Genomic DNA, 9,163 nt, shown 5'->3' on the forward strand with positions numbered 1-9,163 from the left:
CTTCAGCACACCCTGAAACGGAGCACCATGAGTACCACAAAACCCACCATTACCAAGGAAACCGCCCGCCACGTCCTGTGGATGTACGACCGCAAGGGCAGCACGAAGCCCGGCTCCTGCACCGAGCACCTCATCCGCGCCATCCAGACCGCCGACATCCTTCACGCCGCCAAACTCCGGCAGGTCTTCCCGGAACTGGTCGCCGCCATCGACCTCGCCCGCTACCACGAGGACGGCATCGCCGAACTCCAGCACATTGCCGCGACGGAGGGACCGCTCGCCTGCCGGTGCGGCAACACGGCCGGACCGTTCGACCTCCACGGCCGCTGCGAAAACTGCACGGAGACCGCCGCATGACCGCCGCCGTCGAGGTCGACGCCCCCGCGGTCGTCGACGGACTCCCCGCCGACGAGTACCACGCCGATACGACGTCGATCTCCTCGACCGGCCTGCGGCAGTTGCTCGCCCCGGGCTGCCCCGCCCAGTTCAAGTACGACCGCGACCACCCGCAGGCGCCGAAGAAGGAGTTCGACCTCGGGCACGCCGCCCACCTGTACGTGCTGGGGGAAGGCCCGGAACTGCAGGTCATCGACTTTCCGGACTGGCGCAAGAAGGACGCCCAGATTCAGCGCGACGAGGCCTACCTCGCAGGCAAGGTGCCGTTGCTCACCAAGGACCACGACATGGTCCTGGCGATGGCCGAAGCGATCCGCCAGCATCCGATCGCGGGCCCCCTGTTCACGCCCGGATCAGGTGTTGCCGAGCAGTCGATCTACTGGACAGACAGGGTGACCGGCGTCCGGTGCAGGGTCCGCCCGGACTGGCGGCGCGGCTCGATCATCTGCGACTACAAGACGATCAAGGATGCGGCGCCGGACACGATCAGCCGCGCCATCAAAGACCGGTCGTATCACCAGCAAGACGCCCTCTACATCGACGGCGTCGAAGCTGCAGGCCTCGCCCCCGACGGCGCCCGCTTCGTCTTCGTCTTCCAGTCGAAGCAGGCCCCCTACCTGGTCACCGTTCGCGAACTCACCGACCAGGCACGGGACATCGGCCGCGCCCGCAACGAACGCGCCCTGCGCATCTACGCCGAGTGCGAGTCCACCGGCATCTGGCCCGACTGGACCGGGCCCGTCACCGAAATCCCCCAGATCGGCCTCCCGACCTGGGACACCATCCGCCAAGCAGAGGAGTACCTCGGATGAGCTCCGAGATCGCCACCCGCGACGAGCAGAGCGCCGTCGCCCTACCGGCACAGCCCACCGGGCAGAGCGAGCAGTCAGCCCTAATGAAGTGGGCCGAAGAAGCGAAGGTCATCTCCAACCTCGCCGTCTCCATCTCCAAGACGTCCTTCGCCGGCCAGCTCCGCGGCCAGCCGGAAGAGGTCACCGCTGTCATCCTCGCCGGACATGAGCTCGGGCTGAAGCCGATGGCCGCCCTCAAGTCGATGGACATCATCCAGGGCACCCCTGCCCTGCGTGCCCACGCCATGCGCGGCCTGGTCCTCTCCCATGGGCACAAGGTTCAGCTCGTCGAGTCCACCCCCGACAAGTGCGTTTACCGCGGACGCCGCAGCGATGAGGGAGACGACGACTGGCAGTACGTCACCTGGGACCTTGGCCGCGCCAAGCAGCTCGGCCTCCTTGAGAAGAAGGAGTGGAAGAAGCAGCCCAAGACGATGCTCGTCGCCCGCGCGACCGGCGAGATCTGCCGCCTCGTCGCCCCCGATGTACTCCACGGCCTGCCCTACGCAGCCGAGGAACTCGAAGGCACCGTCCACGCCGAAGTCGTCCCGGCGAAGGCGCCCCTGTCCGTCGCATCGTTCACCGCCCCGGCCCCTGTCGCAGCTCCGGAGCCGCAGCAGCCGGAGGCCTTCGGCGTCGTGGACGCAGATACCGACGACGAGCACGCCGCCGCCGTCCAGGAGCTCCGCGACTTCGGTGACCGGCAGAACATTGCCGACGACATCGACCGGCTCACCTACGAGGCCCTCGGCGCCCCGCTGGAGCACGTCTCCGCGCAGGCCATCCGCGACCTCACTGCCAAGCTTCACGCCGCCGCCCAGGGCGGTGCCGCATGAACGGACCGCAGCACTACCGCGAGGGCGAGCGCCACCTCAGCAGCGCATCCGTGCTGGACAAGCCGGGCGGCAGGCCCGTCGACCCGACCGGGGCGATGTACCACCTGATGTCGGCACAAGCCCACTTCGCTGCCGCCCAGACCGCTGCAGAGGCAGCGCGGTTGGCGGACCGTTACGTCGGCGACGGAGAGCACATCAGCGAGTGGCGCAAGGCGATCGACGCCGCAGGGCAGGAGCCGACGGACGACCTGTGGGCCGCCCGGCATGCCGCCGAATCCAGCCCTTGCGTCCCGGGCAAGCCGTACTCGCCGCCGGTCGAAAATGCTCTGCGGAACCTCAACCTCGCAGGCCACGTCACGCCCGCCGACACCCTCGCCGCCGCAATCCCGGTCATCGCAGGGCACGTCGCCGAGGCGCTCATCGACGGCGAGAGCGACGAGATCCGCAAGTGGGCGCGCAGCGTCATCGACGAACTCCGCCGAGTCGGGCTTGACCTTGCGGGCCACGTCGAGCGTCGGGCTGAAGAACTGCGGCCTGACGTCCCGTTCAGCTACGACACCCCGCTCGGCTACAGCGACGAGCCCCCTTTCTAGCCCGCACGCCACGGGCCGCCCCGCGGGCATTGCGGGGCGGCCCGGAACCCAGCATCCCATCCCGGAAGGACACCGCCATGAAGGTCTCGCTCTGCAAGCACAGCTTCCCGTGCCTGCCCCCGAACGGATCCATCTTCCGCCCCGACCCATGTGTGGGCTGCGGCATCACCTACGACCAGCACCAGGCCGAGCTCCTTGCCCAGGAGGAGGCGCTGATCGTCGGAAGTTCCCGCGACGGCCAGTGCCCCGACTGTGGCAAGTCCCGCCGCCTGTACCGCTTCCAGCCGCCCGCCCAGCCGTGGCACGACCCGGACTACGAGCCGCCCGTCACCTTCCTGTGCAACGACTGCTACAACGCCGCCGTCGACGCCCACAACGCCCTCGTCAACGGGCTGTTCGAGGAGGCGGCCCGATGAGCGCCACCACGACCATAGAGTGGACCAATTCGACCTGGAACCCGATCACCGGGTGCACGAAGGTCACGCCAGGCTGCGACAACTGCTACGCCGAGACGTTCGCCGAGCGCTGGCGCGGCATCCCCGGCCACCACTTCGAGACCGGCTTCGACCTCACACTTCGCCCGAACGCGCTGACGATGCCGCTGCGCTGGCGCAAGCCCCGCAAGGTCTTCGTCAACAGCATGTCCGACCTGTTCCACAAGGACGTGCCCGACGACTACATCGCCCACGTCTTCGCGATCATGGCGTTGACGCCGCAGCACACCTACCAGGTGCTGACCAAGCGCCACGGGCGGATGCGGTCCCTGCTCAGCAGCCACGACTTCGTCACCCAGGTCGACGACTTCCGCGAAGAGACCCAGCCCGGCTGCGGCGACTTCAACTGGCCGCTCCCCAACGTGTGGCTCGGCGTCAGCGTGGAGGACCAAAAGCGCGCCGACCTCCGCATCCCCGCACTGCTGGAGACCCCCGCCGCGATCCGCTTCCTGTCCTGCGAGCCCCTGCTCGGCCCCGTCGACCTGGACGGCCCGATCGTCCCCGGCCGCGGGCGGCCCAAGCTCACGTACTGGCTGAGCGGCCGCCCCTACTGGGACGAGTCGAAGGCCACCACGACCAGCACCGGCATCACCATGGCACCCATCTCGACCGGCCCGAGCATCGACTGGGTCATCGTCGGCGGTGAGTCCGGGCCCGGCGCCCGCCCCATGCACCCCGACTGGGCGCGCACCATCCGCAACCAGTGCGTACAGGCAGACGTGCCGTTCCTCTTCAAGCAGTGGGGCGCATGGGGCGTCGACTGGATCAAAGGCCCCGACGGGCGCATAGGCCCACACGGCAAGGACATCACCGTCGCCAACGACGGCACCGTCTACGAGCCCACCGATCTCGCCTACCCCGACGGGCCCCGCTACGGCGAAGCGCTGCGAGCAGGCCACGCGCGCGCCCACCTGACGGCCATGTACCGCCTCGGCAAAAAGCGCGCTGGCCGCGAACTCGATGGCCGCACCTGGGACCAGTTCCCCACCACGATGGGAGACGCGTCATGACCCACATCGCCCCCGCCTTCGACGGCACCGAGCTCGCCGCCGCGGCCCCGTCGAAGTCCCGCCGCCGCATCGACGACTACGAGGCGTGGGTCACGGAGGTTCGGCCCGTGTTCGTCGAGGCCGCTAAGACGGGCCGTCCCTTCCTCTGCTGGAAAGTCGCTGAAGAGCACGACCTGCCCGAGCCGCCCGACCAGGGCCACGACTGGGGGCGTTTCGCCGCTGGCCTGCATCGCGAAGGGATCACTCGGCCCGCCGGGTACGGCCTCACCCGCGACAAGTCTGCGGTGCGCCGGTGGCGGGGGACCGTCGAGGTGATCGAAGGGCGGCTCGCATGACCGCCGACGCCCTCACCGTCATCGACGTCTACGCGACCGCCCTGACCTGGGCAGTCCGCGGCTGGTACACGGCCCTCACCATCCTCACCGTCGCCGCCGCCTGGCTGATCGTCGCCATCGGCCGGGCCGTCTTCGACCGCATCGGCGCCAGCTTCGCCCGCGCCCAGCAGACCATCACCGACATCCAGCAGCCCCGGAAGGAGGAGCTGTGACAACCGTCGCCAAACCCATCCCGGCCCACGGGACCACCGCCCGCGCCAACGGTAGCCGCGGCTACCGGGAGCGCTGCACATGCCACCCCTGCCGTGTCGCTGGCAGCCGCCAAAGCAAGCAGAACCGAGTCAACCGCGAACTCGGACGCAGTCCCTTCACCAGCCCCGAGAACGCCCAAGAACACCTCCGCGAGATCCACTTGGTCATGAGCTGGGACGAACTCGTCAAGGCGACGGGTATCCCGGTCAGCAACCTCGTTCGCATCTACAACGGTCGACGAACCAAGATCCGCCACGAGACCGAAGCGAAGATCCTCGCAGTCAAAGCGCCCAACCAGGGAGGCCCCGGCCAGCGCATCGACGCCACCGGAACCATGAGGCGAGTCCGCGCCCTCAGCCACGTCGGACATGCCTACAGCACCATCGCCAAAGCGGCCAACACTTCACCGAACCGCATCCTGCTCATCGCCAACGGGCGCCAGACCACCGTCCGCCGCTCCATCGCCGAACGCCTCGCCAAGGCCTACCCTCAGCTGGCCTTCGCGCCCCCGCCCCGCAACAAGCACACCTCGCGAAGCCGCAACGAAGCGCGCGCCAAGGGCTGGCACGGCCCGCTCGCCTGGGACGACATCGACGACCCGAACGCAAAGCCCGAAACCGGCGGCAAGTCGAAGGCCAAGGCCAGCACCAAACCGAAGGTGTACGCCGACCCGGCCCGCGTCGCCGCCCTCACCGCGCAAAACATGTCCGCCGCCGAGATCGCCCTGCAGCTCGGCTGCCACCCCCGGACCGTTATCCGCGCCCGCGGACGCGCCATCGCCAGCAATGACCTGAAGGAAGCCGCCTGATGTCCCTCACGTTCACCGACATCTTCTGTGGGGCGGGCGGCTCCAGTACGGGCCTGGTCGCCGCGGGCTTCGAGCTGAAGCTGGCCGCGAATCACTGGTCGCAGGCCATCGAAACCCACGCTGCGAACCACCGCGACGCCGACCACCTGTGCGCCGACATCAACAACTACGACATGCGGCGCCTGCCCAAGACCGACATCCTCTGGGCGTCCCCCATCTGCACCGAGATGTCACCTGCCGGGGGCCGCCGCCGCACCCGCGGCCAGCTGACTCTGGAGATCGACGAGCTCGGCTCCGTGCCCGACGCCGCGTGGGAGCGCACTCGCGCCACCGCATACGACGTCATCCGCGCCACCGAAGTCCACCGCTACACCGCGATCCTGTGCGAGAACGTCGTCGAGTTCGCCGCCGACTGGGAACTGTTCGACTGGTGGCGCAAGGGGATGGAGCTCCTCGGCTACAACAGCCAGATCGTGTCCGCATCCTCCGCGCACATCGGCGGCCACGGGAACGTTCCGGCGCCGCAGTGGCGGGACCGCATCTACATCGTCTTCACCCGGCACGGCATCCCCCTGCCCGACCTCAAGCCGACGCCGCCGGCCTGGTGCCCCGCCTGCGAGGAAGACGTAGCCGCGGTGCAGACGTGGCGCAACGGGCGCCGCGTCGGCAAGTACAAGCAGCAGTACGACTACCGCTGCCCCAACCGAGGGTGCGGGCACCGCCTCGTCGAACCGTACATCCGGCCCGCCGCCTCCATCATCGACTGGACGAAGCTCGGTGTCCGCATCGGCGACCGCGCCCAGCACGGCCTCCGACCGCTCGTGGCCAACACCCGCAAGCGGATACAGGCTGGCCTGGACCGTCTCGGCGGCGACAAGCCGGTGGTCCTCACCGTCAACCACGGCGGACATGACGGCCGCGGTGTCCGCGCCGATGAGTGGCCGCTCGCCTCCCGCACGGTGAAGATCGGCGACGCAGTCCTCACCCCGCCCGCCGCCCGTGACGCCTTCGTCGTCGAGTACCGGCGCAACGGCGGCGCTGAACCCGCCCGCACCGCTCCTCTCGCGACGGTTACAGCGAAGGGCAACCATCACGGGCTCGTCATCCCCTACCGCGACGCAGGCGACCTCACCTCGGTCCTGCCCGCACCCGCCATCGAGGACTGCCACTACCGGATGATCCAGCCCCGCGAGCAGCTGTACGCCCAGCGCTTCCCGACGGACTACATCGTCCTCGGCGGCCGGGCCGACCAGACCATGCAGGCCGGAAACGCCGTCTCCTGCAACGTCGCCCAATGGGTCGGCCACCGCGTCGCCCAAGCACTCAACCGCACCTCGGCAGCAGCCGCGTGACCGCGGCCCGCCCCCGCCCCGCGGACTGCCCGACCGGCAAGTTGCGCTACCGCGACCGCATCGGCGCCCAGTACGCCCTCGCCGTCCTCCGGAACCGCACCAGCTGGCGGCGCCGAGAAACCCGCGCCTACCACTGCGCCACCTGCCGCGGATGGCATCTGACCAGCAAGCCATAGACCGCACGACAAAGGCCCCGCGGTGTGCGGGGCCCGGAGGGAGTAGGGGAGATGCGATCAGTCGCCGGATGGCTTGCTGCGGACGATTTTGATCTTGCGCTTCGGGGCGGGGTCAGGGGCGATCTTGGCGACCCACTCGCGGGTGAAGCCTGTCAGCTTCGCCATGTGCGACGGGCCCAGGCCGGACGAGCGCCCCTCCACCAGCAAGTTGCGCAACTCGACGTCGGCCTTCTTGAAGGCGTCCTCGGCGCGGGCTCGCTTCTTGGCGGCGGTCGCAATCCTCTCGTCCAGGTCAGTCATGTTGCACAGGATGGCATAGGCCATCGCGGTCGCGCTACACGTGCGCGCATGGGGCTCGCGAACGTCGTGCGCGAACGGTATTCTCATTCCTGCGACGTGACGGAACACGTCATTGCGCCCCCATGAGGGCTGTCCAGAAGCAGCAGCCAGAACTTGCGACACCCCTCCTGAGAAGAGAGACACCGTGGGAATCCGCCTGATCGTTGAGGTGCTCGCCAGCGCCCCCGAAGCCCTGACGCATCGGGAGAAGCTGCTTCTCGTCGTGCTGGCCGAGGACGCCAACGAGGACACCCGCGTCACATGGAACAGCGTCGAGCGGCCCGAGGTGCTCCGCGGGGCCAAGGTCAGCCGCTCCCAGCTCTACGCGGTGCTCAAGTCACTGGTCTCGAAGGGGGCGATCGAGAAGGTGACAGCAGGTCAGAAGAACGGTGCCGCCAAGTACAGGATCGCCAAGTTCCCTCAGTCTCAGTGTCCGCAAATCCCTGACACTGAGCCGCCCTCTCAGAGTCCCGAAACTCCTGACACTGAGGACCCTCAGCGTCCCGGATCTGCTGACACTGAGCCCGACGCTCAGTGTCAGGAAAACGCGGACACTGACCCGTCTCAGTGTCAGGGAATCCGGGACGTCAGTGTCAGGGAATCCGGGACCCCTACCCCTCTTAACCCCTCAACTACTACCCCTCTAGCTAGCAAGCGAGAGGGAACGCCCGACGCCATCGACTACGGCATCCCGGCAGAAGCCCGACCGCTCGTCGACGGCATCACAGCCGCCGGGGTCTACGTCCGCTGGCCCTTCAAGGGCAACGGCTGGTTCCCCGTCCTCACGTTGATCGCCAAGAGCGGGGTGCCCGCCATGGTCGACCACGCCCTGAAAGCCGCGGCCCGAGCCGACGTCGAATCCGCGAACTACTTCCTCAAGGGCTGGCGCGAACTTCCACCCATGCCCGCCCCGGGAGCTGAACGCCCCCAGCTGCGTGCCGTCTCAGGCGGCTACCAACCGTTCCGCAACCCCACCGACCAATCCGTCTACGACGAGGACTTCTAGATGCGCTACATCCCGCCCAGCAACCTGCGAGGCCACGACCTCGCCCCCCTGCTCGCCGCCCGCGGCCACGACCCCGAATGGATCCAGCTCAACGACTTCGACCCGCACAGCCCGCAGAACGTCGCCCGCTACACGTACCTTGAGAACGCCGCGAAGATCCCCTTCCACTACCGGTCGGCGGTGCCGTCGCTGCCGCCCCTGCGGGCCTGGATCGACACCCTCGTCGCCTCCGCCCTGGAATGGCAGGCCGAGCGGGGCGGGCCCATCGCCAGCATCATCAACGGCCCGTCGCTGCTGCTGCTCGGTGTGACCGGCGTCGGCAAGACCTTCGAGGCGTATGGGGCGATGCGGGAACTGTCCGTGTCCGGCGTCTACGGCGAGTGGGCGGTGACGACGGCCGCCGACCTGTACGCGGCGCTGCGGCCCCGCCACGGTGTGGACTCGGAGGCGGAGTTCCGCAGGTACCGGGGTGCCCGCCTGCTACTGATCGACGACTTGGGGGCGGAGCGCAAGCCGACCGAGTTCACCGAAGAGATCAACTTCCGGCTGATCAACTGGCGGTACGAGAACCACCTGCCGACGCTCATGACCTCCAACGTCGAACCCAAAGATCTCGCCGTCCGTCTCGGCGACCGCGTCATCAGTCGACTCGCCGAAATGTGCGAACGCGTCCCGATGAAGGGCAACGACCGCCGCCGGAGCGCCGCATGAGCAC

The 9,163-nt window shown here is 68.5% G+C and carries 14 protein-coding genes; 13 read left to right on the plus strand and 1 reads right to left on the minus strand.

What is annotated here, in order from left to right:
• The first annotated feature begins 27 nt into the window (after nucleotides 1-27).
• The 11 genes from AB8Z36_RS21480 (at nucleotide 28) to AB8Z36_RS21530 (ending at nucleotide 7,103) form a co-directional block, all read left to right on the plus strand.
• Nucleotides 28-357 carry a hypothetical protein gene (locus AB8Z36_RS21480; RefSeq protein WP_369214981.1) on the plus strand — a complete coding sequence of 110 codons (330 nt, stop codon included), beginning with the start codon at nucleotides 28-30 and terminating at the stop codon, nucleotides 355-357.
• Entirely contained in the window at nucleotides 354-1,208 is an 855-nt protein-coding gene (locus AB8Z36_RS21485; protein ID WP_369214982.1) for a PD-(D/E)XK nuclease-like domain-containing protein, read from the plus strand. Before AB8Z36_RS21480 ends, AB8Z36_RS21485 begins: the two co-directional genes overlap by 4 nt.
• Nucleotides 1,205-2,083 carry a hypothetical protein gene (locus tag AB8Z36_RS21490; RefSeq protein WP_369214983.1) on the plus strand — a complete coding sequence of 293 codons (879 nt, stop codon included), beginning with the start codon at nucleotides 1,205-1,207 and terminating at the stop codon, nucleotides 2,081-2,083. The genes AB8Z36_RS21485 and AB8Z36_RS21490 overlap by 4 nt, the downstream gene beginning before the upstream one ends.
• On the plus strand, nucleotides 2,080-2,676 hold the full coding sequence (locus AB8Z36_RS21495) for a hypothetical protein (RefSeq protein ID WP_369214984.1): 597 nt from the start codon (nucleotides 2,080-2,082) through the stop codon (nucleotides 2,674-2,676). The genes AB8Z36_RS21490 and AB8Z36_RS21495 overlap by 4 nt, the downstream gene beginning before the upstream one ends.
• Nucleotides 2,677-2,753: 77 nt before the next feature.
• Entirely contained in the window at nucleotides 2,754-3,092 is a 339-nt protein-coding gene (locus AB8Z36_RS21500) for a hypothetical protein (protein WP_369214985.1), read from the plus strand.
• On the plus strand, nucleotides 3,089-4,180 hold the full coding sequence (locus AB8Z36_RS21505) for a DUF5131 family protein (protein WP_369214986.1): 1,092 nt from the start codon (nucleotides 3,089-3,091) through the stop codon (nucleotides 4,178-4,180). The genes AB8Z36_RS21500 and AB8Z36_RS21505 overlap by 4 nt, the downstream gene beginning before the upstream one ends.
• Complete coding sequence (locus tag AB8Z36_RS21510; RefSeq protein WP_369214987.1) at nucleotides 4,177-4,515, plus strand: hypothetical protein; 339 nt, start codon at nucleotides 4,177-4,179, stop codon at nucleotides 4,513-4,515. The genes AB8Z36_RS21505 and AB8Z36_RS21510 overlap by 4 nt, the downstream gene beginning before the upstream one ends.
• Nucleotides 4,512-4,727: a hypothetical protein gene (locus tag AB8Z36_RS21515; protein WP_369214988.1), complete on the plus strand. Its 216-nt coding sequence runs from the start codon at nucleotides 4,512-4,514 to the stop codon at nucleotides 4,725-4,727. The genes AB8Z36_RS21510 and AB8Z36_RS21515 overlap by 4 nt, the downstream gene beginning before the upstream one ends.
• The gene (locus AB8Z36_RS21520; protein WP_369214989.1) at nucleotides 4,724-5,575 is read left to right on the plus strand and encodes a hypothetical protein; all 852 of its coding nucleotides are present in this window, start codon (nucleotides 4,724-4,726) and stop codon (nucleotides 5,573-5,575) included. The genes AB8Z36_RS21515 and AB8Z36_RS21520 overlap by 4 nt, the downstream gene beginning before the upstream one ends.
• Nucleotides 5,575-6,927: a DNA cytosine methyltransferase gene (locus tag AB8Z36_RS21525; protein WP_369214990.1), complete on the plus strand. Its 1,353-nt coding sequence runs from the start codon at nucleotides 5,575-5,577 to the stop codon at nucleotides 6,925-6,927. Before AB8Z36_RS21520 ends, AB8Z36_RS21525 begins: the two co-directional genes overlap by 1 nt.
• Entirely contained in the window at nucleotides 6,924-7,103 is a 180-nt protein-coding gene (locus AB8Z36_RS21530) for a hypothetical protein (protein WP_369214991.1), read from the plus strand. Before AB8Z36_RS21525 ends, AB8Z36_RS21530 begins: the two co-directional genes overlap by 4 nt.
• 57 nt (nucleotides 7,104-7,160) lie before the next feature.
• Here AB8Z36_RS21530 and AB8Z36_RS21535 read toward each other — a convergent pair whose 3' ends face one another.
• The gene (locus tag AB8Z36_RS21535) at nucleotides 7,161-7,427 is read right to left on the minus strand and encodes a hypothetical protein (protein ID WP_369214992.1); all 267 of its coding nucleotides are present in this window, start codon (nucleotides 7,425-7,427) and stop codon (nucleotides 7,161-7,163) included.
• Between the two features lie 160 nt (nucleotides 7,428-7,587).
• Here AB8Z36_RS21535 and AB8Z36_RS21540 point away from each other — a divergent pair, with 160 nt between their 5' ends.
• A complete protein-coding gene (locus AB8Z36_RS21540; RefSeq protein WP_369214993.1) occupies nucleotides 7,588-8,448 on the plus strand; it encodes a hypothetical protein in 861 nt (286 codons plus the stop codon).
• Nucleotides 8,449-9,159, plus strand: a complete 711-nt coding sequence (locus AB8Z36_RS21545) for an ATP-binding protein (RefSeq protein WP_369214994.1) — start codon at nucleotides 8,449-8,451, stop codon at nucleotides 9,157-9,159. It abuts the gene before it with no gap.
• The last annotated feature ends 4 nt before the right edge of the window (nucleotides 9,160-9,163 follow it).

Origin of the sequence: Streptomyces flavofungini, assembly GCF_041028215.1 — a bacterium.
Classification (GTDB): Bacteria; Actinomycetota; Actinomycetes; order Streptomycetales; family Streptomycetaceae; genus Streptomyces; species Streptomyces flavofungini_B.

What these genes read in the sequence shown, in the direction of transcription:
- AB8Z36_RS21515 (WP_369214988.1), top strand. Translation starts at nt 4,512, where the DNA reads ATGACCGCCGACGCCCTCACCGTCATCGACGTCTACGCGACCGCCCTG.
- AB8Z36_RS21480 (WP_369214981.1), top strand. Translation starts at nt 28, where the DNA reads ATGAGTACCACAAAACCCACCATTACCAAGGAAACCGCCCGCCACGTC.
- AB8Z36_RS21505 (WP_369214986.1), top strand. Translation starts at nt 3,089, where the DNA reads ATGAGCGCCACCACGACCATAGAGTGGACCAATTCGACCTGGAACCCG.
- AB8Z36_RS21485 (WP_369214982.1), top strand. Translation starts at nt 354, where the DNA reads ATGACCGCCGCCGTCGAGGTCGACGCCCCCGCGGTCGTCGACGGACTC.
- AB8Z36_RS21545 (WP_369214994.1), top strand. Translation starts at nt 8,449, where the DNA reads ATGCGCTACATCCCGCCCAGCAACCTGCGAGGCCACGACCTCGCCCCC.
- AB8Z36_RS21510 (WP_369214987.1), top strand. Translation starts at nt 4,177, where the DNA reads ATGACCCACATCGCCCCCGCCTTCGACGGCACCGAGCTCGCCGCCGCG.
- AB8Z36_RS21490 (WP_369214983.1), top strand. Translation starts at nt 1,205, where the DNA reads ATGAGCTCCGAGATCGCCACCCGCGACGAGCAGAGCGCCGTCGCCCTA.
- AB8Z36_RS21495 (WP_369214984.1), top strand. Translation starts at nt 2,080, where the DNA reads ATGAACGGACCGCAGCACTACCGCGAGGGCGAGCGCCACCTCAGCAGC.
- AB8Z36_RS21525 (WP_369214990.1), top strand. Translation starts at nt 5,575, where the DNA reads ATGTCCCTCACGTTCACCGACATCTTCTGTGGGGCGGGCGGCTCCAGT.
- AB8Z36_RS21500 (WP_369214985.1), top strand. Translation starts at nt 2,754, where the DNA reads ATGAAGGTCTCGCTCTGCAAGCACAGCTTCCCGTGCCTGCCCCCGAAC.
- AB8Z36_RS21535 (WP_369214992.1), bottom strand. Translation starts at nt 7,427, where the DNA reads ATGGCCTATGCCATCCTGTGCAACATGACTGACCTGGACGAGAGGATT.